A 26,663-nucleotide genomic window follows, 5' to 3' on the forward strand; every position below is an offset into this window, starting at 1 on the left:
CTGTCGCGCCGGCGGGCCTATGACAGCAGCACAGATGCCGAGGACCCTCAAAGGGACTGCTTGTTTTCCACAATTGCACAAACGAGGAGGAGATTGTTGTGAGCAACACTGTGCCGAATGCAGCCCAGCTGCAGAAATCCCTGAACGACTATCTGGTCGAGAACTCCAGCGTCAGCGTCTCGGGCACAATCGACCCCGAAGAAAACCTTCTCGACACAGGCATCCTGGATTCGCTGGGAATCGCTGAAATCACCGAGTTCATGGAAAAGGAATTCGGCGTCGAGATCGACGAAGAAGAGATTTCGGCGAAGAACTACCGGTCGCTGAAAACGCTGACCGATTTCTGCCTGGCGAAGCTCGGAAGAGCCGCCGCTTAAATCCCTTCCCTTAAAGGAACTGTCGATGAAGAGCACGGTCAAAGCCGACCTGATTCTCGTTCACGCGCCGGCGATCTTCGATTTCAGGAACAGGGACGACATGGCGCTCGGCTGGTACTCCAGCCAGGAGAGCAGCAATGTGACGCCCATATTCGAAATGTATCCGCTCGGATTTCTCTCGATCAAAAGTTACCTGGCCGAGCGCGGGCTGCATGTCGAGATCGTCAATCTCGCCTCGCTGATGCTGAAGCATCCGACGCTGGACGTGGACAAGCTCATCGGGCATCTCGACGCGCCGATCTTCGGCATCGATCTGCACTGGCTTCCCCATTGCCAGGGTTCCGTCGAGGTTGCGGGCGTGCTGAAAAAGCATCATCCGGATTCGTTCGTCGTATTCGGCGGCATCGTTTCCACCTACTACGCCAAGGAAATGATGCAGTATCCCCAGATTGACGGCGTCATCAGGGGCTACGACACGCTGGAGCCACTCTGCCAGCTCGTCAGCGACATCAAGAAGGGTCAGCGGGGCAAGTTCGACGTGCCCAACATGATTTACAAGGACGACGAGTTCATCGTCGACAATGGCCATGCCTACACGCCGGACATCCTCAACGACGTCGCCATCGACTGGTCGAAGATGTTCCCCAAAACGCAGAGCCTGTTGAACCTCCCCAATCTCATGGTTCTGCCCAACACCGGCTGCCAGCAGAGCTGCGGCTGGTGTTCCGGATCGCGCTGGGCCTACCAGCGCATGATGAACGTATCGAAGAAGACGGTCTTCCACCGCCGTTCCGAACAGCTTGCACGCGAGATAACCACCTTCCCCAAGACGGAATCGCCGCTCAGCGTCTACACGCTGCAGGCCTATTCGGAGTCCGGCCCGCGCCTGATCGACTATCTCAAGGCGGTCGATGAAAGCGGCGTGGTGAAATCCGTTTCGTTCGAGCAGTTCCGGCTGACCAAACCGTCGCTGTTGAGGGAAATGGTGAACGCTGCGCCGAACACCGACATCTACATCAATCTGTCGCCGCAGTCGCACGACGTGGAGATCAGCCGGCTGACCGGCCGCGGAACCTATACCAATCCCGAGATGGAGGACTGGATACAGGAAGCGCTCGATATCGGCATCAAGGGCTTCTACCTCTGGTACACTATCGGGATGCCGCAGCAGACCCACGCTTCCGTCATGGAGACCGTGGAATACTCAGCCAGGCTGATGGAGCGCTTTCCCGACGACAAGGTCATACCAACCATCTTCGGCATGATCCCGTTCCTGGATCCCGGCTGCCAATGGTTCGAGGAGCCCGAGAAACACGGCTACAAGGTCTTCCATCGCGACCTGCAATCACATCGGGAGTCGCTGCTGAAGCCGATGTGGAAAGACGCCATGAACTACGAGACCAAGTGGATGGCGCGCGACGAATTCCTGCCTTCCATGTACGAAGCGATGCAGACGCTGGCCAATTACAAGGCCGATTTCGGGCGCGTCACCAAGAAGAGCATCAAGATCGTCAATTCGCGCATCGATCATCTGCGCTACCTGACCGGATCGATCGACCGCGCCTATGCGAAGGACGGCGCCCTGCCGGCATCGCTGCGGCGGGAGCTTCTGGACCACAACAACGACATCCTCTCTTACGCAGCGGACGTCGTGCTGGTGAAGAAGCCGCTAGAGGGGCGCTGGTACGACGACCATGCGGTGCCGAAAGACGTCATCCAGAGCTGCCTTCACTAGATCGACGGCCACACTGGCCGCAGGCACATTTCCAGGAGGTTCCCGATGAACGACCAGCCTATCGGCATCTTGGCCGCGGCTACCCTGCTGCCGCCGAGGACCAAAACCCTGCGCGAGATATTCGAGGAGGAGGGCGTACCTTTCAGCGAGGAGGCCGCTTCCCGTCTCGGCGTCGAGCAGGTCCACGTCTTCGAGGGCGAGAGCCCGACCGACATGGCCGTCGAGGTCTCGAAGGATGCGCTCGGCAAGGGATCGCTGTCGCCGCTCGACCTCGACGCCATCATCGACTTCTCGGTGATGCCGCAGAAATATGTCGAGCCGGCATGGTCGATGAGCAATGAGTTGCAGGCGGAACTGGGAGCCAAGAAGGCGTTCACGCTCGGTTATAGCGGCGGCGGCTGCTCCAATTTGCATGTCGCCCTCAAATTCGCCACGTCGCTGATCCGCACCGACGAGGAAGTCCGGACAATCCTGCTGGTTGCCAGCGACTGCGCCATCCCCGGCAACCGCCTGATCGACAGGACGAACCCGGTGACCGCGATAGGTGACGGAGCCAGCGCGCTCATCGTCCAGCGCGGCGCGCCGGGAAGCGCCATCATCGATACGATGGTCTCCACCGAGGGCAGTCTGCACGACGTCATCAACATACCGGGCGGCGGCATCGCCCATCCGGCGCGGCTGGACCTGTACAGGCTGATGCTGGACCGCGCCAAGTACGACGCCTTCGACCGCGTCGGCGGACTCAAGAGGCTGACCTCCGCCTTGCTCGACAAGCATGCGCTGGGAGAGCGCGATATCGGCCATTTTATCACACCGAACATCTCCGGCGACGATATCGACGCCTTTCTCGACCACATGGGATCGCAGGACCATCTCGCGCGGCAGAACCTGTCAAGCTGCGGACACCTTCATTCAAACGATCTGGTGATGAACTATCTCAGCGCCCAACTGAACGGCGCCCGCGCCGGCGACCTGGTGATGCTGGCCTCGCACGGCATGGGATTTACCACCGCTGCGACATTGCTGCGGCTTTGACGGAGAGTTGCATGGATATGATCGGCATCCTGGCGGAAGCGTTCTATCTTCCGGAAAAGAAAAAGAAGGTCGTGGACGTGTTCCGCGACGAAAACGTGCCCTTCGGCACGCTATCCAAGAACATCGACTTCCAGCGCGACGTCGGCGTCGAGGAAGTGCACGTGACCGATGAACTGCCCTCGGAACTTGGACTGAAGGCCGCGCAACGCGCGCTGGACAAGGCGCATGTCAAAGCCGAAGAGATCGACCTGATCGTCGATTTCACCAGTATTCCCGAAGATTATGTCGGGCCGACATGGTCGGCGGCCGGGCTGGTGCAGGAAAGGTTGGGGTTGAAGAACGCCTTTGCGACGGCCGTCAATACGGGTGGCTGCGCCAGCTACCATCTGGCGCTCAAGACCGTTGTCGCGATGATGCAGTGCGACGACCGTTTCAACACGGCGCTTTTGTTCGCCGGCGACCGAACGCCGGATCGCAACAAGACATACTATCCGATCACCGTGGCCAGCGACGGCGGCAGCGCCATCGTGCTGCGCCGCAATTCCGAGCGGGCCAGGATTCTGGGTGTCGAGACAATCTCGATCGGTCGGCTGCACGATGTCTGGTATGTGCCGGGACTGCAGAACCGGACCTCCGACGAAGCGGTCTCTGAGGAACTCCTGCACATGTACTGCAAGATGGACAAGTTCAACGAGGGGGTCATTCCGATCAACTTCGTCATGTTCCGGAAGGTGATGGAGAAGCTCCTCAAAAGGCTGAAACTCGATTTCGACGACGTCGATTATTACGTCTATCCGACCTTTTCGACCTGGGATCAGGCCTACTTCATGCGGCGGTTCAAGCTGACGCCGGACAAGGTCTACACCAAGGCGCTGGCCAAGCGCGGCCATGTCCAGGAAAGCGACATGGTCATCAACTACGCCGAGGCGGTCGAGCAGAACCTCATCCGCAAGGGCGACAGGGTCATGGTGGTTTCCAACGGCGCCGGCTTCGCCTGGTCGGCCGCGCTTGTCCATCACTGAGTCGTTTCAGGCTGGAACACACCGAGATGGATGTCATCATCCGCATTGACGGTCGCGCCGGGCGTATCACGCTCAACCGTCCCAGGGCTTTGAACGCCCTGACGCTGCAAATGGTGACGCTGATGGAGCAGGCACTGCTGGCGTGGGTCGATGACCCGGCCGTTCGCATCGTGATTATCGATGCAGCGGGAGGCCGCTCATTCTGTGCCGGCGGCGATATCGCCGAGCTCTACGATCCGGTGAAGGCAGGGGACATCGAAGCCGCGCGCCGTCATTGCCGCACGGAGTACGCGCTGGACGCTTTGATCGCCACCTATTCCAAGCCTGTCGTCACGCTGATGGACGGCATGACGATGGGAGGCGGCATCGGCATATCCGCGCACGCCAGCCACACGGTGGCGACCGAAAACACCGCCATTTCGGTGCCGGAATGTTCTGTGGGCTTCGTTCCCGATTCCGGCGCGACCCATATATTGTCGCGCGCGCCCGGGCACATTGGCGAATATGCGGCCCTGACTGGCGTCAAGCTCAACGCCGCCGACGCGATCGATGCTGGCTTTGCCTCGGTTTACGTGGTTGCGGAAAAACTGCCGGAGCTTTCGGCTGCAATCGCGGCAAGCGGCGAGCCGGACCTTGTCTTCACCTTCGCAGGGCGACCCGAACACGCTGGCGGTTTGCTGGACCGCCGGGAGGATATCGACGCGGTTTTCGGATTGGCGACGCTGGCGGAAATCGTCGAGGCGCTGTCGGCGAGGGATGACGACGAATGGCATCGGGCCAGCCTGCGGCGGATGAACCGGGGATCGCCGCTGTCGCTTGCGATGACGTTGCGCGCGATCCAGCAGGGACGTCTGACGCCAGACCTTGCCGGGGCGCTGCGCACCGAATACCGGCTCGTTTGCGGCTGCATGGAGCACGGCGATTTCCTTGAAGGGGTGCGCGCGGCTCTGATCGACAGAGATCGCGAACCGCGCTGGAAATATGGCAGCGTCGAGGACGTTCCGAGCAAGGTGGTGGACGGGATGTTCGCGCCGCCGGAAAGTGGCGATTTCGATTTCATCCCTCCGGGTTCCGGGACCGGGTGGAGCGAACCGATCAAAGTGAGGATTGGCCATGCCGGATAGCGGCCAGACATTGCGTTTCCACAACAGCGGCGCGCGGGCGAAGGAAGACTTCGCACCCTTGGACCCTTCCAACATACGCATGTATGTGTGCGGACCGACGGTCTACGACTACGCCCATATCGGCAATGCACGGCCGGTCATCGTCTTCGACCTGCTCTACCGTCTTCTTAAGCATCTGGCGGCGCACAACCACTGGGAAGCGCATGGTGGCAAGGCGCGCGTCACCTATGTCCGCAACATCACCGACGTCGATGACAAGATCAATGCGCGGGCCGCCCGCGACTATCCAGGCGTTCCCCTGAACGAGGCGATCCGCGCGGTGACGGAAAAGACCGCAAGGCAGTTTCATCTGGACGTCGCTGAACTGGGCTGCCTGGCGCCAGACATCGAACCCCGCGCCACATCGCATATCCAGGATATGATCGATCTCACCGCGCGGCTCATTGCCAACGGTCACGCCTATGCCGCCGACGGCCATGTGCTGTTCGCCGTGACGAGTTGGAAAGATGCCGACGGCGCGTCCGAATACGGCAGGCTCGCACGCCGCTCCCTGGACGACATGATCGCCGGCGCGCGCGTCGAGGTGGCGCCCTACAAGCACAATCCCATGGATTTCGTTCTGTGGAAGCCGTCTTCGCCGGAAGACCCGGGCTGGGAAAGCCCATGGGGGCGAGGCCGTCCCGGATGGCATATAGAATGCTCAGCCATGGCGGACCGCTGGCTGTGGGAGGAAGCGAAACCAGCGCTGTCGGCCGCTGGCCTCGCCAATCCGCATCAGTTCGACATTCATGGCGGCGGGATCGACCTGACCTTCCCGCACCATGAGAACGAACTGGCGCAGTCCTGCTGCGGCTTCGGCACGACCAGGATGGCGAGCGTGTGGCTGCACAACGGCTTCCTCCAGGTCGAGGGTCGCAAGATGGCGAAGAGTGAAGGCAATTTCGTTACCATCCGCGAATTGCTTTCGACCGACACATTCGCCGGCCGCTCGTGGTCGGGCGAGGTCCTGCGGCTGGCCATGCTGATGACGCACTATCGCGAGCCGATCGATTTCAGCATACGCAAGCTGGAGGAGGCCGAGAACATTCTGCACAAATGGCGCGAGCAGATCGGCGCCGCGTCCGTCGCCTCGCTTTGGCGGGAGCCGTCCCCAGAAGTCGTAGCCGCGCTGATGGACGATCTGAACAGCCCGGCGGCAAGTCTTGCCATCCACAGGCTAGCGGAAGACAGCGACTCCAACGCGCTTGCCGCCGCCATGGCCTTCTTCGGCGTCCTGCCGACGCCGCTACAGAAACTGGCGAACCTCGGCCAGCAGGAAGCCTTGATCGAGATCGCAGCCTGCCACGGCGGATCGGTTCCCGACACGCTCCGCACCTTGATGGCCATGCTGGCGGGCGCAGACACCGGCGAGATCGACCGCGCCATAGAACGCCGGCTGGCGTTCATCCGGGACAAGAACTGGGCGGAAGCCGACCGCATCCGCGAGGAGCTTCAAAGCCGCCAGGTCCGCCTCAAGGATGGCAAGGATTCGGTGACCGGCGAGCGCATCACCACCTGGGAACTCAGCGCCTAGCTTCGATCCAACAGATGAGTCGAGCACGGGAACCTTCGGCCAGACCGGCTGTTCGGGGACACGCCGCAAGTAGCTTCCAGTTCGGACCGGCCTGCCGTGCTCGAGCAGATGCGGCCGCTCGTCGTCATTTCTGTCGCCTGACCAGGCAGGCCACGATTTGGCTTGAACAATAATGGCTTCTGGTCAACCAACGGGCTGCGATCCTACAATGGCTGGAATCAGCAGCGAACCGCTTGGGAAACCCGGCAATGCCCGACGTGAAGACCACACGCTCCTTCGTGACGGCACAGCAGGTGGCTGCCCTGGCCGGCGTCTCGCGATCGGCGGTTTCGCGGACTTTCACCAATGGCGCGAGCGTCTCCGACGGCACGCGGCGAAAGGTCATGGAGGCGGCCGAACAGCTCGGCTATCATGTCAACCATCTCGCCCGAAGCCTGATCCACGACAGCAGCGGCATCGTCTGCATCATCGGCGCGGACCTCAATCTTCCCTATCCGTCCAAGATCCTGGATGCGATCACACGGCGGCTTCAGAGCACCAACCGCGTCGCGATGGTGATCAACACGTCGGGCGAAACGAACTCCGTCGAGGCGGCCTTGCGGCAGACCCTGAACTACAGGGCGGACGCCACGCTGGTCCTTTCAGGCGCGCCGCCCGCGTCCTTGATCGAAACCTGCGTCCGCAGTGGCCAGCACGTGATCCTCATCAACCGCGACGACCGTCACAGCGGTTCGGAAAACATCTATGTCGATAATGTCACCGCCTGCCGCGAAGCCTTCCACATGCTTCGCCGGGCTGGATGCCGGAACATGGCTGTCGTGTCTTCCAGCGCCGGGACGCCGAGCATCACGACACGCGAGAAGGCCTTCGAGCAGGCGGCCGCGGAACACGACCTGTCGGTGCGGGTGATACGAACCGGCCCGACCGGCTACGAAAGCGGCTATGAAGCCGGCCGGCAGATTCTGGCCGGATCGGAACGTCCGGATGCGGCATTCTGCGTAACCGATCTGCTCGCCTGCGGCTTCATGGACGCTGCCCGGAAAGAGTTCGGCATTCCCATACCCGACGAGCTTTGCGTCGTCGGCTTCGACGATATCGAGCAAGCGGCATGGGGTTCCTATGCGCTTACCACCTTCCGCCAGCCCATCGAGCAGATGGCCGATCACATCGCCACATTGCTCGACGAATCCGAGAAAGGCATCGTCAGCGAACCGACGGCGAAATTTCAGGCCGTCCCGGTCTGGCGCAAGACGGTCCGCCCGGGCAGCGCCCCGGTGATTTCGCCGCGCGTGAGATCGACCGAGAAGCGGTCCGACGGCTGAGCATCCATGTAAGCGGTCATGACCGAGAAGAAGGTCATCAGCCAGGACTGCGCGCTGCCTTCGGGCCACGCCGCCGCAGCAAACAAATCCGCCAGATCGCGATATTTTTGCAGACGCTTGGCGCCGATCAGATGGAAGGCGAGGCTGCGCCCATGGCGCAGCCTGTACCAGTCCACGACGATGTCGAGGAAGGACAAGTCGCCGTTGCGCTTGTTCCCTGAAGCCTGCCGGAACTCGGCAGCCGGCACCGGCGCTTCGCCCGCCAGACGCACGAGGTCGCTTTCGTGCAGCTTGGGAACGAGCGCAGCCATGTCCTTCGGCCACTCGCGCGGCACGTAGCGGGAAAGCACGGTCTGGCGCAGTACCTTGTCGAGGAAATCCATATGGTCGCGGGCGGCAAGAACATCGCCAAACGCACGCCCGTCATGTGCGACCTCCCCGGCGTAGGCGTCGAAGGTCGCATCGAAACCCGGCACGGTATCGACCAGCACGGTCTCGACGTTCAGGCTGGCGTCTTCGAACGAAACGATCTTGTACGCCGGTGGAAAGCTGACGGTGGAGGGCACCGCGATGTTGACGATGATGTCGTCGCCGACTTTGGCCACGGCCGTGTCGTTAAGGTGCAGATGGCCGCTGAAATGCACGCCGATGGCGGTGGCGGCGGCGGCTCGCGCCACCCCCGCCGAAGGCGTGCGACGGCTGAAGCCGGTTTTGGTCAGCAGTTCCGCTTCCGCTGGGGCGGTGCCGTTCAGCGTATCCAGCATCGGGTAGTGGGAGAAGGCGAGCAGGCGCTTGTTCTGCTCTCGGGCGCGTCTGGCCACATCGGCCATCCAGTCGAGGATGAAGCGCTTGTTGCGCAGCATCGAATTCCAGCCGGCATCGGTGCTGTCGAAGTAGCTTTTCTCGGCCGTCAGATCCGTTGCGCCGTTTCTCGGTTCGAAGACATTGGCATCGATGGACAGGACCCACAGCCCTTCGACCGGTTCCACCAGATAGGAAGCGTCAGTCATGGGCGTGACGACCGATCCGTCCTGAGAGCGGATTTCGAATTGCCGCGCCGAAAGGCTGTCGTCCTGCCCGAAAGGGCATTCCCAGTGCAGAAACTCAGGCCGCTTGAAGAACCCGAACGACGCCATCAATCCGAGCGATTGCGGGTAGCCGCCGCAATAGATCTCGTCGGTCAGGATGCAATCCCCGGCGCAGGCGGCGGCAACAGCCGGGTCGCTGGTGACCAGCGTTTGCGTTCCATCCCCATCGAGGAAGAATTTGCTCTGATGGCGGCCATGCATGGCGTACAGATCATGGTTGCCCGGCGTCGCGAAAAACCGCAACCCGTGCGCGCTGTTGTAGCGTTCGAGCAGAGCGCAGGCACGCGTCATGGTGGACCGCTGCCCGTCATCGGACAAATCGCCGACGACGATGACGATCTCGATGCCGCGGCGGACGATGTCGTCGAGCAGTGCCGGCAGCGCCTGGAAGCTTTCGTTGAAGACGCGGGTCGATTCGACCGTATTGGCGAGGGAACGAAACGCGGTGCCGCCTCCGCCGCCCGGCCGGTAGGTCACGTCATGGAAATGCGGATCGGCGATGACAGCGATTTCTTGCCGGGCCATGCGTTGGTCTTCAGCCCTGTTCCGGGGAGCGGGCGAGCGTCGACGGCGCCACGCCGGTGTCGATCAGGCGGATCCATTCGGCGGCGCGGCGGGCGGCGGCGACCAGCATCGGCTTCGGCGTCTCGAACCATTCGTCGGGGCGCAGCTTCCGCATGGTCCGGACATGGTCCAGCGCCGCATCGAAGGTGGGATAGCGTTCGCTCGCCTCGACATGCAGGAACAACGCGACGAGGGACACCGAGCGGCTGCGCCCGCCTCTGCAATTGACCAGCACATTGCCCTTTTCGCGGCGCGGATAGGTCGGCCTGTCGGGCAGTGTCTGCGAAAGCGCGCCGCGCAGCATGTAGAAGCCGGCCAGCATCATGGTCTCCGGGTTGCCGTCGCCGTCGATCAGCCCGAGCTTGTAATAACGCACAGCGCCGACGCCATAGATCGCCGCCGGATCGGGTTCGTCTGCAAAGGGCTCAACCGCATAGTTGAAATCGAGATTGACCGCGCAGTTGAAGACGGTGGTGATGTTCCTGGCCTTCAGGTCAGCCAGGTCGCCAGCGCCCTCCATCCCGCCGATGAAAAGATCGACGCCATAACCGGGCAGATCTGGTTCGATCAGGCTGATGTTGGGTCGTTCGTAGCGCGGCGCGATGTTCATGGGCAGTATCTCGGTATCGGTTCTTCAGCGGGTCACAGCGTCAGCGCAATGCCGGTCGCTTCACTCATTCCCGGCGCGATACCGGGGCACGCAGCCAGCACGCCGCCGCCCTTGGCCAGGCCATCCAGTTCCAGGAAGGGCGCCGTCACGCCGCCAGCTTCGCGCACCATGAGCAGGCCGGCAAGGCAATCCCACGGATGCATATGCAATTCGGCATAGCCGTCGGACCGGCCGTCGGCGACGAAAGCCAGTCCCAGCGCGCCTGATGCGCCGCGGCGCACATTGGCGCCCTGCGTCAGGATGTGACTCAATGCATCCAGATATCGGATGTTCGGCAGCCGGTTCGACCAACCAAGTTCGACGCAGGCGCGCTGGTAGTCGACCGTGTCGGCGACCTGGATAGGGTTGCCGTTGCGGGTCGCTCCCATGCCGCGCCGGGCGAAATGCAATTCATCGAGCCCGGGATTGTAGATCCCCCCGATTTCCACAATGCCTTGTGAGACGAAGGCGATTGAGATGCAGAAATGCGGTATCTGGCGAGCGAAATTCGCCGTGCCGTCGATCGGGTCGACAACCCAAAGATTGTCTCTCGGCGTCCCGCCGGTCTCTTCGCCAAGAAACCCGTCCTGCGGGAAAGTCTGCTCGATCCGGCTTCGCAGATAGCGCTCGACCATGCCGTCGGTCTCGGTGAGGAAATCCTGCGGCCCTTTCATCGCCGTGCGGTCTTCCTTCGCCGCCTTGAAGCCCTCCAGAGCCAGTTGTCCAGCGGCGAGGATCATATCGCGGCAAAGCGCCTCGCGCGCATCGAGGCCTGGCACCTTCGAGGCTGGCTGCGATCCAGTTGCAACGTTCATGGCCTTGCGCTTTCCCGTGTGTGATTTGCCGCGCTTCTAGTCTTCTTTGCACGCGCGTGCAACCAGCCAGAATAGCAAAGTTCAGGCGTTTTCAGGGAACCACCCTTCGCGTCGGCCTGGCCGTATGGTTTCGCGTGCATTGGCTTATCCTTGCACCTGAACTGGTTGGCCCGCCTCGAAGCGATGCCTCGATATGTCATGGCCGATCCGTGACAAGGTCGGGTAGGAAGCCCCTTTCCCCGTCGCAATATAGCCGGGACAAAAATGGTCCGGGCTCCCCGGCGCGACCTCGCCCATCGGCAAGCCGGTGTAGGCTCCGCCTGCCTGCCTCAACAGGAGGATGGCGGCCGTCACATCCCAGGCGTTGACGCCGAAGCCGGCGGCCGCATCCGCCCAGCCGGCTGCGACATGGCAGATGCTGAGCGCAGCGCTTCCTGGCCGCCGCAACGTCGAGAACGTCTCGGCAAGCGTGGCGAAGTTTTCCAGTGCGCGTTCGCGTCCGTCGAGCCGGAAATCCCGCGCCACCGGATAGCCGGTGATCAGCGTCGCTTTCCGCTCATCGGCGATGGCGGATGATCTGAGCGGCTCGTCGTTCAGCCAGGCGCCGGTCAGGTCGGCCGAGAACATGTTTCCGGTGACGGGATCGAGAATCGCCCCGGCCACGATCTCGTCGTCGACCGTGACGCCGATCGAGACGCACCAGAACGCGATGCCGCGGGCAAAGTTGGAGGTGCCGTCGATGGGGTCGATGTACCAGCGCACCCGCCCCTCGCCGCTGGCCCCATATTCCTCGCCGACAATGGTGGAACCGGGCAGCCGCTCGAGGATATGGCTTCGGATCGTCTCTTCGGCCTGCCGGTCGTGCTTGGTGACGATGTCGTGAAGATCGACCTTGTAGTCGATCGCCATTTCGGACCGGAAGGCGGCGGCGAGCGGGGCGCGCACCAGCAGCGCGGCCTCGATCGCGATTGTCCGCAGTTCGGCGGATTGGCTCCGGTCCATCATGCCACCTTGCCTGTCTGCGATTGCTCGAGCAGCGCCAGGAGATGGCGCGGGGTGGCGACGATGGCGTCGGGCTTCAATCCGAGATCATAGGGCATGTCATAGGTGCCCTTCGCCTCCATCAGGATATTGCCGCCGATGCCGGCGCGCACGCCGCACAGCACGTCGCGGTCGAAATTGTCGCCGACATACCAGGCATCGCCCGCGTCGACGCCGATCTCCCGGCATGCCAGCCAGATCATTTCCGGGTTCGGTTTGCGGACCTTCACCTCGTCGCTGTGGATTTTCACCGCGAACCGACCCGTCCAGCCGATGTCATGGAGGAAATCGAGATGGACCTGTCCCGACAGTGCATTGCTGACGATGCCGACGGGAATACTGGCGGCGTCGCAGCGGTCGAGGAGTTCCCTCATGCCGTCGCGCAGCTTGCGGTCGCTGCGCAGGTGCCCCATCCGGCGGCAGAGTTCGCGCGCTTCGGCGAGGACCGCTTCGCGCGCATCGGCCGGCCAGTCGGCGCCGACGAATTCGCCCCAGAATTGCCCGTAGGTCAGTTCCGGCGGCGACAGGGTTCGCGACATCGCGTTCTTCCAATGCGAATCCGCGATGCAGCCGGCGCGGATGTCGGCGACGATCCGCTGCCGCGACAGCAGCGCCACGCGGACGCCGGCGCGGTCGAGCACTGTTTCCACCTTTTCGGCGAGCCGATCTTCCCAGTCCACAATCCGCGTCGTTTCGACAATGACCCCGCCGAAATCCAGCAGCAGCGCGCGCGGAAAGGCCGGCCTTTTGCCGGATAGTTGCTTGGCCGTGGTCATCATCTTCCTCCTGCGGCGGCTCTGGGCTTGAAACTCGACTGCGCGGAAAGCGTGCGCGCCACGCGTTCCAGCACCGGGTAATCCGCGCCTGCGCCGAATGCGAAATAATCCGGCGCCAGATGCGCGGGGGAAATGTCCCTCCCCGCTTCGAGGCCGCGATATGCGCCGCCTGCCTGGCGCAGGATCAGGGTCCCCGCCGCGACATCCCAGGGATTGGTGGAGAGCCCAAGCGTCGCGTCGGACCAGCCGGCCGCGATATAGGCGAGGTTCAGCGCGCCGCTGCCGAGGTTGCGGACGGCCAGGAACGACCGTAGCAGTTCGACCTGCGCATCGAAGGCCTGAGCGCCCAGATCGTTGATGTTGCGGACATTGGGAAAGCTGGTCAGCAGCGTCGCCTGGCGTTCCTGCGCAAAGGACGATGCCACGATGGGCGCGCCGTTCAGCCAGGCGCCGCCAAGGCTGGCGGAAAAGAGATTGCCGGCCGCCGGGTCGAAGACGACGCCAGCGACGACCTCGCCCTCGACCGCGGCTGCGATGGATACGCACCACTGTGCAATGCCGCGCGCAAAGTTGGACGTCCCATCGATCGGATCGACATACCAGGTCACCGCCCCCGAACCTTTGCTGCCGCCTTCCTCGCCGACGATGGTCGAGTCCGGCACCTGCTTGAAAATGACTTCGGAAATACGTTCCTCGCTCGCCCGGTCGTGCTCGGTAACGATGTCATGGAAATCGCGCTTGGCGCTGTGGGTCATCACGGAACGGAAGGCAGACCTGAGCTGGACCTCGACAGCCAGCGCCGCGCTTGTGGCGACATCGAGCAGCCGTGCGGATTGCGGCAACGAATTCATCATCGGCTTCCAGAGGTAAAAGAGGCCGGCCGCCTTGCGGGCACGGCCCCTCACAGGGTTCATTTCTTGTAGTTGACGCGCCAGAAATCCTGCCAGTCCTGGCGGGCGTCCCAGTCGTCGAGAGCGGTCGAGGTGTCGTACTGTTCGAGCTTGTCGAGCACACGTGTGATGCCAGACGGCTCGTCTGCAGGAATTTTGATATCCGGGTTGGTGGGCAGCTTGCCGTCGATCACCTGCGGCGCGATGCCTTCCTCCGTCAGGATATAGTGGATGAACAGCTTCGCCGTGTTCGGGCTCCTGGTGCCGCTGGCGATCAGCCCGAGCTTCACATAGGTCCAGCCCGGCCACGGTCCCATGTCGGCGCAGAGGCCGAGCTTGAAGCCCTTGTCGGCATTGTCGCGAAACTTCGCCGACGAGAGCAGGCCGAAGAAAGGCTCCTTCTGTCCCGGCGCGCCGACCGCCTCGGAAATGGCATCGTCCGAATCCGCCAGCAGGGGACCGTTCTGCGCGAAAGCCTTTACCCAGGCCGCCGTTGCGCTTTCCTCGCCGCCCGTGTCGATGTCCTTGCCGAACCGCGCCTTGTAGGCGTCCTTCATCTCGGCATCGAAATGCGTTTCGGTCTGGTTGAACCAGTCCGGATAGGTGCCCTTCGACAGCGGATCGTAGAAGGCGACCTTGCCTTTCCATTTCGGCTCGGTCAGCTCCCAGATGTTCTTGACCGGACAGCTGTCATAGACCTCGGTGTTGTAGGCCCAGACGCTGGCATTGGTGGTGATGGATAGCGGGTCCTGGAACTTCGCCGGGATCCTGTCCTTCATGTCCGGCGGCAGCCAGCTTTCCACGTAGCCGCCCGGCAGCAGCTGGGCCAGACCGGCAGGGGCGTCGGTGATCAGAACGACGTCGCCCTGGACGTTTTTCGCCTGCCCCTCGCGCACGATCATCTCGAGCTGGCTGGAAGCCGACACCTTGATGCCGGTCGCCTTCAGGCCGTACCTCTTGGAGAAGTTGTCGGCCATCTCGACGATCTTGCCGGTGCTGTCGTAGATGTTGATCGGCGCTTCGGCCTTGGCCGCCTTGACCAAATCATCGACGCTCGATGCCTCCTGCGCGACGGCCGCCGTCGCCAGCGCGCCCGCCGCCACGATGCTTGCGACGATCGCCTGTCCGCGCCGGATGGCGGCGCGCCTTTTCAGAAAAGTCATTGTCTTCCTCCCACGGATGACGCCGCACCGCGTGCAGGCGGTGCGGCCATGTCTCACTTCTTGTAGTTGACGCGCCAGAAATCCTGCCAATCCTGGCGCGCATCCCAGTCGTCTCCAGCCGACGAGGCGTCATAGGGGAACATCTGGTCGACAACCCTGGCGATGCCGGAAGGCTCGTCCGCAGGCAGCCTGGCGTCCTTGTTGGTGGAAATCTTGCCGTCCACGGCCTGCGGCGCGATGCCCTCTTCGGTCAGCAGATAGTGGATGAAGAGCTTCGCCGCGTTCGGGCTGTCGGTTCCCTTGGCGATGAAGCCGAGGCTCGGATACATCCAGCCGGCAAAAGGCTTCAGTCCGGTGCACAGGCCAAGCTTGGTGCCGGCTTCCTGATTGTCGCGGAACTTGGCCGAACTCATCATGCCCATGAAGGGCTCCTTCTGGTCCGGGGCGCCGGCTGCCTGGGCGGCGGCTTCGTCCGCATCCGTCAGCAGCGGGCCGTTGGCGGCGAGCGCCTTGACCCAGGCGGAGGTCGCATTGTCCTCATCGGTTTCCAAATCCTTGCCGTACTGCTCCTTGTAAGCGGCGGCGACCTTGTCGTCGGCATGCATGGACATCTGGTTGAACCAGTCGACATAGGACGCCTTGCCGAGCGGATCCTGCAGGGCGACCTTGCCCTTCCACTTCGGCTCGCTCAGTTCCCAGATGTTCTTGATGGGGCAGCTGTCATAGGTCTGGGTGTTGTAGGCCCAGACGTTCGCCTCGTTGGAGATGACCAGCGGGTTCTGGTAGATCGGGTCGATCTTGTCGGCCAGATCCGATGGCACCCAGCTCTCGACATAGCCTTCCGGCACCAGCTGCGCGACGCCGGCGGCGACGTCGCTGATCTGCAGTACGTCCGCCTGGACGTTCTTGGCCTGCGCTTCGCGCACGACCATTTCCAGCTGCGCGGCGGCATTGGCCTTGGTGCCGGTTGCCTGAACGCCATACTTCGCCGTGAACGCCTTGGCCTGCTCGACGATCTTGCCGGTGGTCGAGTAGACCGAAACCGGGGGTTCCTTCTTGGCCGCCTCGATCAGCGCGTCGATATCGAACGTGTCCGCATGCGCCGGAACCGACAGGGCGGCAAGCGCCGCGGCCGAGCCGGCGAGCAGAATCGATTTCCAGGTCCTTGCCATGCCTTCCAATACCATGATGTTCCTCCCGTCTATCGTTGGCCGGCAGCTTTGCCATCCGGCGGTTCCAGCCTCATTTCTTGTAGTTGACGCGCCAGAAGTCCTGCCAATCCTGACGCTTGTCGAAATCGTCGGCCGCGGTGGATGAGTCGAAAAGCATCAGGCTGTCGCGGTGCTTGGCGATACCGGACGGCTCGTCGTCGGGCAGCGCGATCTTGCCGTTGCTGGGCAGCTTGCCGTCGACGGTCTGGTTGGCGATGCCCTCTTCGGTCAGCAAATAGTGGATGAACAGCTTCGCGGCATTGGGGCTCTTGGTGCCCTTGGCGATGAGACCGAAGCCGGGATACGAGAACCCGACGAAAGGTTCGATGCCCTCGCAGATGCCAAGCTTCAGCCCGCCGGTGACGTTCTCGCGGTATTTCGCCGTCGCCGTTATCGCCATGAACGGCTCGGCCTGGCCGGGTGCGCCGGCGGCATCGGCCACGGCGGTCGAGTCGGCCAGAAGCGGCGCGTTCCCTGCATAGGCCTTGACCCATGCGGCGGTCGCGCTCGGCTGGTCGGTCTCCAGCTTCTTGCCGTAGAGGTCCTCATAGGCTTTGGCGATCTCGGCGTCGTGATGCGTCTCGAGCTGGTTGAACCAGTCGGCGTAAAGCGGCTTTTCGAACAGGTCGAGCATGGCGACCTTGCCCTTCCACTTCGGCTCGGTCAGCTCCCAGATGTTCTTCACCGGGCAGGATTTGTATTTTTCGGTGTTGTAGGTCCACACCTGCGGGTCCGAGACGACCACCAGCGGATTGCGGGATGCGTCGGCGATATCGGGCTCGATATCGCCGGGCACCCAGCTTTCGACGATCCCCTCGGGGAGCAGCTGCGCCATGGCCGAGCCGACATCCATGGCAAGGCTGACATCGCCGATGACCTTGCCCGACTGGCTTTCGCGGATCATGAGATCGGCCTGCGTCGCCTCGTTGACCTTCTTGCCGGTCGCCTGCACGCCGTACTTTTCCGTGAACGCCTTCGCCGTATCGACGATCTTGCCGGTCACCGCATAGACGGTGATCGGAGCCTCGCCCTTGGCGGCGGCAACCAGCGCGTCGAGATCGAATTTTTCCTGCGCCGATGCGCCCGCCACAAAGGCGAATGTGATTGCGCCGACGGCGGCAAATCCTGCGAGCTGCTTCTTCAATGGCTTCATGATGTCGTTTCCCCCCAATGTCTCAATGAACTTTCGAAGCCGACAGCGCCCTGTCCGCTTCCGCCAGCCGGTTGCCCTGCCGGTCGAAGACGTGAAGCGCCTTCGCCTTGACGAAGAATTCGATACGGTCGCCCAAGCTCATCTCCGGTGACTGGTGCGTCGCCATGAACAGCTTTTCGCCCGGCAGGGTCAGCTCGACGATCCAGCTGCCGCCGGTGGGCAGGATGCCCGTCACCTCCGCGTTCCCGGTGAAAGCGCCTTGCGGAACCGGCGCGTCGGGTCCTGCAATGCGCAGCGATTCCGGACGAATTCCCATCGAACCGACGTTGGAGAGGTTGGGATAGCGGGCGGTGAAGTAGTCGCTGGCCATCCGGCTCAAGGCCGATTTGCCAGCCAGTTCGACGATGTTGATCGGCGGATTGCCGACGAACTGCGCAACGAAACGGTTGGCCGGCCGGTCGTAGATGTCATTCGGCGTTCCGACCTGCTGGAGGTGGCCTTCACTCATCACCGCAATGGTCGTGGCAAGCGTCATCGCCTCCCACTGGTCGTGGGTGACGAAGACGATGGTGGTCTTGAACTCGTTGTGGAGCCGCTTCAGCTCGGCGCGCATTTCCAGCCGCAGGGCCGCGTCGAGGTTGGAGAGCGGCTCGTCCAGCAGCAGGACCTCCGGATTGACCGCCAGCATGCGCGCCAGCGCGACGCGCTGCTGCTGGCCGCCCGACAATTGCGACGGATAGCGGTCGCGATACTGCTCGATCCCCAGCGTCTTCATGACGTCGCTGACGCGCTGTTCGCGCTCGGCCTTCGGCATGTTGCGCAGGCGCAGGCCGAAATCGGTGTTGCGCTCGATGGTCAGATGCGGCCACAGCGCATAGCTCTGGAAGACGAGGCCCATCTGCCTTTTCTCAGGCGGAATGAAAATGCCCTGCCCGACCGAATCCACGATCCGCGATCCGACCTGGATTTCGCCGTCGCTGAGATGCTCCAGCCCGGCGATCATGCGCAGCGTCGTTGTCTTGCCGCAACCGGACGGGCCGAGCAGGCACATGAACTCGCCGTCGCCGATTTCGAGATTGAGGTTGGCGACGGCATTGGCTGAATTGGAGCCATAGCTCTTGTCGACGCCGCGAAGGTTTATTCTTGGCATGTCAGCCCCCTAATCCCTGGGCGAGATTCGTTCTGGTAAGTTTCTGGCCGAGCAGCGTGCCGAAATAGGCGATCGCGGCGATGATCAGCACGACCGCATTGGCCGCCTGCGTGTAGTGGTAATCCACAAGCCGCAGCGAGTAGGTGGTCAGCACGTCGGTCGAGGGAACGGCCAGCACGACGAACAGGCTCAGCCCCTTGATGCCCGAAATGAAGGGCAGCAGGATGCCGGTGACCAGCGAGCCCTTCTGGATCGGCACTACGATCGAGCGCATGCGGCGGAACCAGCCGGCGCCGGCGACCTGCGCCGCCTCCTCGGGTTCCTTGCCAAGCTGCATCATGGCCGAGATGCCGGCGCGGGAAGCGTAAGGCATTTGATCCGCAATCAGCGCCAGCATGAGGATGAGGGTGGTGCCGTAGAGCGCCGGTATCGGTCCGCGCGGCACGGCGAAGAGCGACAGATAGGCGGCGGCGAAGGCGATGCCGGGCACCAGATAAGGAAGGAACGTCACCTGGCGGAGGAAGGTTGCCAGCGGGCGCACCGGCGTGCGGGCGACGACGTAGCCGACCAGCAGGCCGAGCAGGCCGGACGTGACCGATGCCAGGCCGACGATACGCAGGCTGTTCCAGGCGGCGTTCCAAAGGTCGGGGCTGAGCAGGATGCCGGTCTGCAGGGCGACCGTGTTCAGATCCGTGCCGATCCAGTAGTCGAGGGTGAAATTGTCCAGGGTGAACCGCGCAGGCACCTTCATGACGGTCGACAGGAACAGTGTGAGCAGCGGCAGACCGACGCTTACCAAGAAGATTCCCGCCGCGAAGGCCATTGCTAGAATGCGCATGGCGCCGAGCGGCTGCAGACGGTCCATGGAACCCTTCGAGCCGATGGTGACGAAGCGGCGCGCTTCCTTGATGAGCTTGGCGTCGATGACGATCGTGATGATGCCGATCAGCATGATGCAGCCGGCGAGCACGGCGGCGACGCCGGTCTGGCGCGAGGAGATGTTGCGGTAAAGCGACGTCGCCAGCACGTCGAAATTGACCGGCAGGCCGAGCACATAGGGCACGCCGAACTCGCCGAGGCATTTGGCGAAGATCAACACGATGGCCGACAGCAGCGAGGGCAGCATCAGCGGCAGGATGATCTTGCGGGTGACGGTGACGCGGCCGGCGCCGAGGATCCGCGCCGAGTCCTCGAGCTGGGAATCGAAGCGGCGCAGCGCATTGCCGAACAGGAGGATGATGAAGGGCGCATAGTGGAGCGCCAGGATCAGCGTCACCGGCAGGCGGCCGTAGGAAAGCCAGTCGGGCGGGGAAAAGCCGAGAGCCTCGAACCAGCCGACCTGGCCGCCGACGGTGCGGTTCTTGAACAGGGTCGTCCAGGCGAGCGCGAAGGTCCAGGCGGGCAGCATGTAAGGAACGATGAGCGCCGTGGCGAACCATTTGCGCCCGAACATGTCGGTGCGCGCCAAAAGCCATGCCAGGATGCCGCCGACAATGACCGACAGCACGATGGCGCCAAAGGCGACCGAGAGCGTGTTGGCGAGCGGCTCCCAGAACAGGCTTCGCGCCACGCGCGAGGTGAAGGTCCTCTCCAGATAGTACCAGGTGAGTTCACCCGTTTCCGCCTTGATGCGCCGGCCATCGCCCAGCTGCACCCGGATGGCGTCGAGCAGCATGGAGATGATCGGCACGACGATCAGATAGGCAAACAGCAGCGCCGCCAGCACGCCGATCAGGGTCGTGGGCTCGCGCATGGCGATCCGCAGCTTGTAGCGCAAACGCTGCCAGCGGCTCGGCGCGACCCGTGCGTCCGGGCGCGACACCGCATGATGATGCGCTTCGCGGCGGCGCATTGGCGACGGTTCAGCCTTCGAAAGAGTCATGCCGAAGCCATGATCGGTCCGGATTGCCGGACCGCGGACAAACGAAGACAGAATCCAGGCGTCATTGTTCCTCCCTGACGCTTGCAGGCCGGCTACTGCCACCCGCCTGCCGAGCCAACCTCCCGCGGCCCGCACCGCACGTGAAGTACGGTTTTTATTTTTGTCGCCGTGCCGTCGACAAAAGTCAACCCAACTTTGCGACATTTTTGCACTGGTGTGCATATAGGCGCATAGCTTTCTGAACATGACTCATACCCGGATGAGGGGCGTTCACTCTTGGCATTAACTTGTCTTTCTCGTGAAAAATCAACCCTTTGTCTTTCTGGGCCGCTTGCGGCGGAGATGGCAATTTCTTCGCCTGACAAGTGCTGGGCAGGGCATTTTGCACAGGCGTGCAATTCATTTTTTGTGTTGGTACCCACCAGACTTGCGGCTACAGATCGCCGACGCCGAGCGATTTCCTTGCCGGGCAGGCGGATGAACGGGATAGAAATCGATCCCATCGACCGAGGAATATCTCGTGGGCTGCATCTCTGGATGCTTTAAAGAGACTGGGTTGAGCCGGCGGCATCGCCACGTTGGATTGCCTGAACCGGCCAACAGATCGGAGGACCAGCTCCGAATATGCCGAGGACACTCCAGGAATCCAAGAATTGCAATTCAGGAAGAACGATTTGGTGGAGCCAAGCGGGATCGAACCGCTGACCTCCTGCATGCCATGCAGGCGCTCTCCCAGCTGAGCTATGGCCCCACACCCGGCAAGCCGCCGGCGCCGTTTCCGGCGAAAAGATCAGGCCGGGTTGGGTCCCGGCCGCCTAATGCTGGCGGCTTCTAGCGCCGCCTCGCAGCAATAGCAAGTCTTCCGCGGCGGCTTTTTATCATGCCGGCAGCGAAAGCCGGCGAGCGCCCTGGCGCCCACCGGCCCGATCAGATTTCGTCCTCGTCATCGCCGACGCCGATCATGTCGGAAACGTCGTCGTCCTCTTCCTCTTCATCCTCGAGGAAGGTGTCTTCGTCATCGTCGCCGATGTCGACATCGTCTTCGTCGTCCCCAAGGTCAGGAAGATCGTCGGCCTTGGCTTCCTCGTCGGCATCCTCAAGCGAAACGATCTCGGCGCCTTCTTCCTCGGCGTCTGCTTCCTTTTCCTCGACCTCCTCCTCTTCCTCGATGGCGGCAACCTTGCCTTCCTCGAAGTAGGAGCGCGGGTAGGTTTTGCCCGTATAGGGCGAAACTATCGGGTCCTTGTTCAGGTCGTAGAATTTCTGACCCGTCTCAGGGTCTATGCGTTTTGTGCCAAGTTCAGATTTTGCCACGGCAAGCCTCGTACAGAAAGACTGGTCCCCTTACTCACAGTTGACCGTGCTGTCAAAGCCAAAAGCCACGTTGCCCGGCGGCATTTTCACGAGGCTTTTTCAGGATGACGGCCGATGTCCTTCATGCTACGGAAGCGGTGCAAAAATGATCATTCCGGCTTTGAGCACGCTCGGCCGAACAATCCAGGGCATAACGACATGGCGCATGACGCCAAACCACGACCAGCGACCGCGCGGCGTTCGCCGCCGCTTTCCGGCAATGCCCGCGTGCCGGGGGACAAATCGATCTCGCACCGCTCCTTCATGTTCGGCGGCCTGGCCTCCGGCGAAACCCGCATTACCGGCCTGCTGGAGGGCGAGGACGTGATGCGCACCGGCGCCGCCATGAAGGCAATGGGCGCCCATATCGAGAAGAAGGGTGATGAATGGATCATCCGCGGCACCGGCAATGGGGCGCTGCTGCAGCCGGAAGGACCGCTCGATTTCGGCAATGCCGGCACCGGTTCGCGCCTGACCATGGGGCTGGTCGGCACCTACGACATGGAGACGACCTTCATCGGCGACGCGTCGCTGTCGGGCCGGCCCATGGGCCGGGTGCTCGACCCGCTGCGCCAGATGGGGGTGCAGGTTCTGCGGGCGGCCGCCGGCGACCGCATGCCGATCACGCTGCGCGGCCCCAAGCATGCGGCGCCGATCACCTATCGGGTGCCGATGGCGTCGGCGCAGGTGAAATCGGCCCTGCTTCTGGCCGGGCTGAACACGCCGGGCATCACCACGGTGATCGAGCCGGTGATGACGCGCGACCACACCGAAAAGATGCTGCAGGGTTTCGGCGCCAATCTGACGGTGGAGACGGACGAGCGCGGCGTGCGCCACATCTTCATCGAAGGCCAGGGAAAACTGACCGGCCAGACCATCGCCGTGCCCGGCGACCCGTCGTCGGCGGCCTTCGCGCTGGTCGCCGCACTGATCGTGCCTGGCTCGGATATCGTCATCGAGAACGTGTTGATGAACCCGACGCGCACCGGACTGCTTCTGACCCTGCAGGAAATGGGCGGCCGGATCGACATTCTGAACCCGCGCAACGAGGGTGGCGAGGACGTCGCCGATCTGCGGGTGCGTCACTCCGAACTCAAGGGCGTTTCAGTCCCGCCGCAGCGGGCGCCGTCGATGATCGACGAGTATCCGGTGCTGGCCGTCGCCGCGAGCTTCGCCGAAGGCGAGACGCTGATGCAGGGCCTGGAGGAATTGCGGGTCAAGGAGAGCGACCGGCTGTCCGCCGTCGCCGAAGGGCTGAAGCTCAATGGCGTCGATTGCACCGAGGGGCATTCCACGCTCGCCGTGCGCGGCGTTCCCGGCGGCAAGGGACTCGGCGGTCAGGCGAAAGATGATATGGTGCAAACCCACCTCGACCATCGCATCGCCATGAGCTTCCTGGTTATGGGACTGGCAGCAGAAAAGCCGGTTACCATCGACGACGCCGCCATGATCGCCACCAGTTTCCCCGAATTCATGGGACTTATGAAGGGACTCGGCGCAGGGATAGAGTGACATGTATCAGCCGCCGCACTTCCGCGAGGATGATCTCTCGGTCCAGCATGCGCTGATCCGGTCGCATCCTCTCGGCCTGCTCATTACCGCGGCCGCAGACGGACCGAACGCCAATCTGCTTCCCTTCCATCTGGAAGCAGAGCGGTCCGAGAAGGGTACCTTGCAGGTGCACATGTCGAAGGCCAATGGCCAATGGCGCGAAATCGCCGACGGAGCGATGGTGCTCATCGTCTTCCAGGGGCCGGAAACATACGTCACGCCGTCCTGGTATGCGGCGAAGCAGGAAACCGGCAAGGTCGTGCCGACCTGGAACTATGCCGTCGTGCAGGTGCGTGGCGTGGCGCGCGTCATCGATGATGGAGGTTGGCTGCGGACCCAGATCGGCGCACTGACGCGCGACCATGAAGCCGCCCGACCGGCCCCGTGGGCGGTCGAGGACGCGCCGGAAGACTTCATCCAGGCGCAGATCAAGGGCATTATCGGCGTCGAAATCGAGATCACCGCCATCGACGGCAAGTGGAAGGCCAGCCAGAACCGCCCGGTGACCGACATGGAGCGGGTGGCGGACGGTCTCGGCGACCCCGGTGAAGTCCACGCCAATGCCGATATGGCAGCGATCGTGCGGCATTACAGGGCGAAGCGATGATCATCGCCATCGACGGACCGGCGGCTTCCGGCAAGGGCACCCTGGCGCGGCGGCTGGCCGATTATTATCATCTGCCGCATCTGGACACCGGGCTGACCTACCGCGCCGTGGCGCACATGCTCCTGACCAAGGGCTGGCCGCTCGGAGATGAAACGCACGCTGTCGAGGCTGCGAAACTGGTCGATCTCGGCAACCTCGACCGGGAGGCCTTATCCGCCCACGAGGTCGCCGATGCAGCCTCCCGCGTGGCGGTGATTTCGGACGTGCGCAAAATCCTCGTCGACAAGCAGCGCGCCTTCGCCGCGCAAGCGTCCGGCGCCGTGCTGGACGGGCGTGATATCGGTACGGTTGTATGCCCCGAAGCGGACGTAAAGCTCTATGTCACCGCCAGCGCCGAGGTGCGGGCGCAGCGCCGGCTGCGCGACATCGAGGCGCGCGGCGGAAAGGCCGATGGAGCCGATATCCTCGCCGACATCGTCCGGCGCGACGAGCGTGACATGGGCCGTGCCGACTCGCCGCTTCGGCCCGCCGCTGACGCGCACTTGCTCGACACCTCGGAAATGTCTATAGAAGCCGCGTTCCAGGCGGCGCGGGCGATCGTTGACGAAGCCATTGCCATCCGGAACAAGGCCTGACCGGCTTTTGCCCTGTGCTCCCGCCGGGAGATGCGGCGAAGCCCAGGCGAGACCAAGAACCAGCCTGCCAGCATTCTAGCATGCGCCGGATTTGCCGCTCCAGGGCGGCCAGGGTTTCGACCCGGAACGCCGGCAGGCCAACGCAACGCTAACCACGGCGCCGACCTCGCTGACAAATGCGGGGTTTCCAGGAGAAAATATGGCTACTGCAACACCGACTCGCGATGATTTCGCGAGCATGCTCGACGAATCTTTCGGCGCCGGCCATTCCGGCGAAGGCCAGGTCGTGCGCGGTCTCGTGACCGCGATCGAAAAGGACATGGCCATCATCGATGTCGGCCTCAAGGTCGAAGGCCGCGTGCCGCTGAAGGAATTCGGCGTCAAGGGCAAAGAAGGCGGCCTCAAGGTCGGCGATACGGTCGAAGTCTATGTCGAGCGCATCGAAAACGCCCTGGGCGAGGCGATGCTGTCGCGCGAGAAGGCCCGCCGCGAAGAGAGCTGGGTCAAGCTCGAAGAGAAATTCACCAAGGGCGAGCGCGTCGAAGGCGTGATCTTCAACCAGGTCAAGGGCGGCTTCACCGTCGACCTCGACGGCGCCGTGGCCTTCCTGCCGCGTTCGCAGGTCGATATCCGCCCGATCCGCGACGTCACGCCGCTCATGCACAACCCGCAGCCCTTCGAGATCCTGAAGATGGATCGCCGCCGCGGCAACATCGTGGTTTCGCGCCGCACCGTGCTGGAAGAGAGCCGCGCCGAACAGCGCTCCGAGATCGTCCAGAACCTCGAAGAGGGTCAGGTGGTCGAGGGCGTGGTCAAGAACATCACCGATTACGGTGCGTTCGTCGACCTCGGCGGCATTGACGGCCTGCTGCACGTCACCGACATGGCATGGCGCCGCGTCAACCATCCGACCGAGATCCTCAACATCGGCCAGACGGTGAAGGTGCAGATCATCCGCATCAACCAGGAGACGCACCGCATCTCGCTGGGCATGAAGCAGCTCGAAAGCGATCCGTGGTCCGATATCGGCACCAAGTTCCCGATCGGCAAGAAGATCACCGGCACCGTCACCAACATCACCGACTACGGCGCGTTCGTCGAGCTGGAGCCGGGCATCGAAGGGCTCATCCACGTTTCGGAAATGTCGTGGACGAAGAAGAACGTGCATCCCGGCAAGATCCTCTCCACCACGCAGGAAGTCGACGTTGTCGTGCTCGAGGTCGATCCGGCCAAGCGCCGTATTTCGCTGGGCTTGAAGCAGACGCTGGAAAACCCTTGGCATGCTTTCGCCGCCAACCATCCGGTCGGCTCGGAAGTCGAGGGCGAGGTCAAGAACAAGACCGAGTTCGGCCTGTTCATCGGCCTCGAAGGCGACGTGGACGGCATGGTTCACCTGTCCGACCTGGACTGGAACCGTCCGGGCGAACAGGTCATCGAAGAGTACAATCGCGGCGACATGGTCAAGGCGCAGGTGCTCGACGTTGACATCGAGAAGGAGCGTATCTCGCTCGGCGTCAAGCAGCTGCAGCGCGACGCGGCCGGCGAAGCCGCCACTTCGGGCGAACTGCGCAAGAATGCCGTCGTCACCTGCGAAGTAACCGGCATCAAGGATGGCGGCATCGAGGTGCGGCTGGTGGAGAGCGGTCTCGACTCGTTCGTCAAGCGCTCCGACCTGTCACGTGATCGCGACGAGCAGCGTCCGGAACGCTTCACCGTTGGCCAGAAGGTCGATGCCCGCGTCATCGCCTACGACAAGAAGACCCGCAAGCTGCAGGTTTCGATCAAGGCGCTGGAAATCGCCGAGGAAAAGGAAGCGGTGGCCCAGTACGGTTCCACCGACTCCGGTGCTTCGCTCGGCGACATCCTGGGCGCGGCGCTGAAGAAGTCCGGCAACTAAGCCTGCCACGAAAAACAAAAACCCCGCGAGCCTCATGGTTCGCGGGGTTT

At 62.8% G+C, this 26,663-nt stretch carries 23 protein-coding genes and 1 tRNA gene; 11 read left to right on the forward strand and 13 right to left on the reverse strand.

The features are described from left to right. Positions 1 to 98: 98 nt before the first annotated feature. The 7 genes from J2X35_RS12100 to J2X35_RS12130 all read left to right on the forward strand — a co-directional run bounded on the left by J2X35_RS12100 (position 99) and on the right by J2X35_RS12130 (position 8,188). On the forward strand, positions 99 to 377 hold the full coding sequence (locus J2X35_RS12100; protein WP_056113369.1) for an acyl carrier protein: 279 nt from the start codon (positions 99 to 101) through the stop codon (positions 375 to 377). 25 nt (positions 378 to 402) lie between these two features. Further along, positions 403 to 2,112: a cobalamin-dependent protein gene (locus J2X35_RS12105; RefSeq protein WP_056113366.1), complete on the forward strand. Its 1,710-nt coding sequence runs from the start codon at positions 403 to 405 to the stop codon at positions 2,110 to 2,112. Between the two features lie 45 nt (positions 2,113 to 2,157). After that, positions 2,158 to 3,147: a 3-oxoacyl-[acyl-carrier-protein] synthase III C-terminal domain-containing protein gene (locus J2X35_RS12110; protein WP_056113358.1), complete on the forward strand. Its 990-nt coding sequence runs from the start codon at positions 2,158 to 2,160 to the stop codon at positions 3,145 to 3,147. An 11-nt stretch (positions 3,148 to 3,158) separates the two neighbouring features. Then, positions 3,159 to 4,169, forward strand: a complete 1,011-nt coding sequence (locus J2X35_RS12115; protein WP_310185663.1) for a 3-oxoacyl-[acyl-carrier-protein] synthase III C-terminal domain-containing protein — start codon at positions 3,159 to 3,161, stop codon at positions 4,167 to 4,169. A 26-nt stretch (positions 4,170 to 4,195) separates the two neighbouring features. Beyond that, positions 4,196 to 5,293 (forward strand): enoyl-CoA hydratase/isomerase family protein, encoded by a 1,098-nt coding sequence (locus J2X35_RS12120; RefSeq protein WP_310185665.1) that lies wholly within the window; start codon positions 4,196 to 4,198, stop codon positions 5,291 to 5,293. Next, the gene (gene cysS, locus J2X35_RS12125) at positions 5,283 to 6,866 is read left to right on the forward strand and encodes a cysteine--tRNA ligase (protein WP_310185668.1); all 1,584 of its coding nucleotides are present in this window, start codon (positions 5,283 to 5,285) and stop codon (positions 6,864 to 6,866) included. The genes J2X35_RS12120 and cysS overlap by 11 nt, the downstream gene beginning before the upstream one ends. A gap of 248 nt (positions 6,867 to 7,114) precedes the next feature. Further along, positions 7,115 to 8,188, forward strand: a complete 1,074-nt coding sequence (locus J2X35_RS12130; RefSeq protein WP_310185670.1) for a substrate-binding domain-containing protein — start codon at positions 7,115 to 7,117, stop codon at positions 8,186 to 8,188. Here J2X35_RS12130 and J2X35_RS12135 read toward each other — a convergent pair. The 13 genes from J2X35_RS12135 to J2X35_RS12195 all read right to left on the reverse strand — a co-directional run bounded on the left by J2X35_RS12135 (position 8,092) and on the right by J2X35_RS12195 (position 21,884). Next, on the reverse strand, positions 8,092 to 9,801 hold the full coding sequence (locus tag J2X35_RS12135) for a metallophosphoesterase (protein WP_310185673.1): 1,710 nt from the start codon (positions 9,799 to 9,801) through the stop codon (positions 8,092 to 8,094). The two genes, J2X35_RS12130 and J2X35_RS12135, sit on opposite strands and share 97 nt — an antisense overlap. 10 nt (positions 9,802 to 9,811) lie before the next feature. Then, complete coding sequence (locus J2X35_RS12140; protein WP_310185675.1) at positions 9,812 to 10,450, reverse strand: dual specificity protein phosphatase; 639 nt, start codon at positions 10,448 to 10,450, stop codon at positions 9,812 to 9,814. A gap of 32 nt (positions 10,451 to 10,482) precedes the next feature. After that, positions 10,483 to 11,304 carry an inositol monophosphatase gene (locus tag J2X35_RS12145; RefSeq protein WP_310185677.1) on the reverse strand — a complete coding sequence of 274 codons (822 nt, stop codon included), beginning with the start codon at positions 11,302 to 11,304 and terminating at the stop codon, positions 10,483 to 10,485. Between the two features lie 144 nt (positions 11,305 to 11,448). Continuing rightward, entirely contained in the window at positions 11,449 to 12,309 is an 861-nt protein-coding gene (locus J2X35_RS12150; protein WP_310185680.1) for an inositol monophosphatase family protein, read from the reverse strand. Beyond that, positions 12,306 to 13,121 carry an HAD-IA family hydrolase gene (locus tag J2X35_RS12155; RefSeq protein ID WP_310185683.1) on the reverse strand — a complete coding sequence of 272 codons (816 nt, stop codon included), beginning with the start codon at positions 13,119 to 13,121 and terminating at the stop codon, positions 12,306 to 12,308. Before J2X35_RS12155 ends, J2X35_RS12150 begins: the two co-directional genes overlap by 4 nt. Next, positions 13,121 to 13,975, reverse strand: a complete 855-nt coding sequence (locus J2X35_RS12160) for an inositol monophosphatase family protein (protein WP_310185685.1) — start codon at positions 13,973 to 13,975, stop codon at positions 13,121 to 13,123. Before J2X35_RS12160 ends, J2X35_RS12155 begins: the two co-directional genes overlap by 1 nt. Positions 13,976 to 14,031: 56 nt before the next feature. Next, positions 14,032 to 15,174 (reverse strand): ABC transporter substrate-binding protein, encoded by a 1,143-nt coding sequence (locus J2X35_RS12165; RefSeq protein ID WP_310185687.1) that lies wholly within the window; start codon positions 15,172 to 15,174, stop codon positions 14,032 to 14,034. A gap of 53 nt (positions 15,175 to 15,227) precedes the next feature. After that, positions 15,228 to 16,361 (reverse strand): ABC transporter substrate-binding protein, encoded by a 1,134-nt coding sequence (locus J2X35_RS12170; protein WP_310185690.1) that lies wholly within the window; start codon positions 16,359 to 16,361, stop codon positions 15,228 to 15,230. A 55-nt stretch (positions 16,362 to 16,416) separates the two neighbouring features. Beyond that, positions 16,417 to 17,538 (reverse strand): ABC transporter substrate-binding protein, encoded by a 1,122-nt coding sequence (locus tag J2X35_RS12175; protein ID WP_310185693.1) that lies wholly within the window; start codon positions 17,536 to 17,538, stop codon positions 16,417 to 16,419. A gap of 22 nt (positions 17,539 to 17,560) precedes the next feature. After that, entirely contained in the window at positions 17,561 to 18,688 is a 1,128-nt protein-coding gene (locus J2X35_RS12180; protein WP_310185696.1) for an ABC transporter ATP-binding protein, read from the reverse strand. Between the two features lies 1 nt (position 18,689). Further along, positions 18,690 to 20,540, reverse strand: a complete 1,851-nt coding sequence (locus J2X35_RS12185) for an iron ABC transporter permease (protein WP_310186144.1) — start codon at positions 20,538 to 20,540, stop codon at positions 18,690 to 18,692. Between the two features lie 705 nt (positions 20,541 to 21,245). Continuing rightward, positions 21,246 to 21,321, reverse strand: a tRNA-Ala gene (locus J2X35_RS12190). A gap of 176 nt (positions 21,322 to 21,497) precedes the next feature. Next, positions 21,498 to 21,884: a TIGR02300 family protein gene (locus J2X35_RS12195; RefSeq protein WP_056113327.1), complete on the reverse strand. Its 387-nt coding sequence runs from the start codon at positions 21,882 to 21,884 to the stop codon at positions 21,498 to 21,500. Between the two features lie 198 nt (positions 21,885 to 22,082). Between J2X35_RS12195 and aroA the strand changes: the two genes are divergently transcribed. The 4 genes from aroA (at position 22,083) to rpsA (ending at position 26,613) form a co-directional block, all read left to right on the forward strand. Next, positions 22,083 to 23,435: a 3-phosphoshikimate 1-carboxyvinyltransferase gene (aroA, locus tag J2X35_RS12200; RefSeq protein WP_310185698.1), complete on the forward strand. Its 1,353-nt coding sequence runs from the start codon at positions 22,083 to 22,085 to the stop codon at positions 23,433 to 23,435. 1 nt (position 23,436) lies between these two features. Further along, positions 23,437 to 24,081: an FMN-binding negative transcriptional regulator gene (locus J2X35_RS12205; protein WP_310185701.1), complete on the forward strand. Its 645-nt coding sequence runs from the start codon at positions 23,437 to 23,439 to the stop codon at positions 24,079 to 24,081. Then, a complete protein-coding gene (gene cmk / locus J2X35_RS12210; protein WP_310185703.1) occupies positions 24,078 to 24,716 on the forward strand; it encodes a (d)CMP kinase in 639 nt (212 codons plus the stop codon). The genes J2X35_RS12205 and cmk overlap by 4 nt, the downstream gene beginning before the upstream one ends. A gap of 199 nt (positions 24,717 to 24,915) precedes the next feature. Next, on the forward strand, positions 24,916 to 26,613 hold the full coding sequence (gene rpsA / locus J2X35_RS12215) for a 30S ribosomal protein S1 (RefSeq protein ID WP_056116257.1): 1,698 nt from the start codon (positions 24,916 to 24,918) through the stop codon (positions 26,611 to 26,613). The last annotated feature ends 50 nt before the right edge of the window (positions 26,614 to 26,663 follow it).

The organism is Mesorhizobium sp. BE184 (genome assembly GCF_031457045.1).
Taxonomy (GTDB): domain Bacteria; phylum Pseudomonadota; class Alphaproteobacteria; order Rhizobiales; family Rhizobiaceae; genus Mesorhizobium.